General features: G+C 44.7%; 1 pseudogene. It reads left to right on the top strand.

The features are described from left to right. A pseudogene (locus tag BHE89_RS19885) lies at positions 1 to 561 on the top strand (type VI secretion IcmF C-terminal domain-containing protein); the annotation flags it as partial.

Here is a 561-nt window from a genome sequence, read left to right as displayed (position 1 = left end):
CGACGTCGCAAGGTATTAATACGCAATGGCGCAATGCGGTGGTAAATGACTGGAATAACGCCTTTGGAGGTCGTTATCCCCTTAAAAATACCCAAAGTGAAATTTCATTACCTTTAATGGCACAATATTTACGCCCTGATAATGGGCGTATTCAGCGTTTTTCTTGAAAGCCATCTCAACGGAGTGTTGCGTAAAGAAGGCACCCATTGGGTACCCGATACCACCAATGCCCAAGGCTTAACCTTTAATCCCGAGTTTTTAAAAGCCTTAGATAAACTCAGCTATCTGGGGGATGTTGTTTTTGCGAATGGTGAAGCACGTCTTTACTTTGAATTACGCCCAGGTACCTCACCCAACATTATGCAAACGCATTTAATGATAGATAGACAATCTCTTCTTTACAATAACCAGCAACCCCAATGGCAGCGTTTTGTCTGGCCAGCGGATACCGTTGCCTCTGGGGCATCACTGAGCTGGATAACCACAAACACAGGCACGCGTATTTATGGTGATTATCGTGGCGTCTGGGGCATTATTCGTTTACTGGAAGATGCCCAAATT

Source organism: Shigella sp. FC1967 (genome assembly GCF_001743005.1).
Classification (GTDB): Bacteria; Pseudomonadota; Gammaproteobacteria; order Enterobacterales; family Enterobacteriaceae; genus Proteus.
Note: the sequence above shows the minus strand (reverse complement) of the source record. Positions and strands in the feature narration are given on the sequence as shown.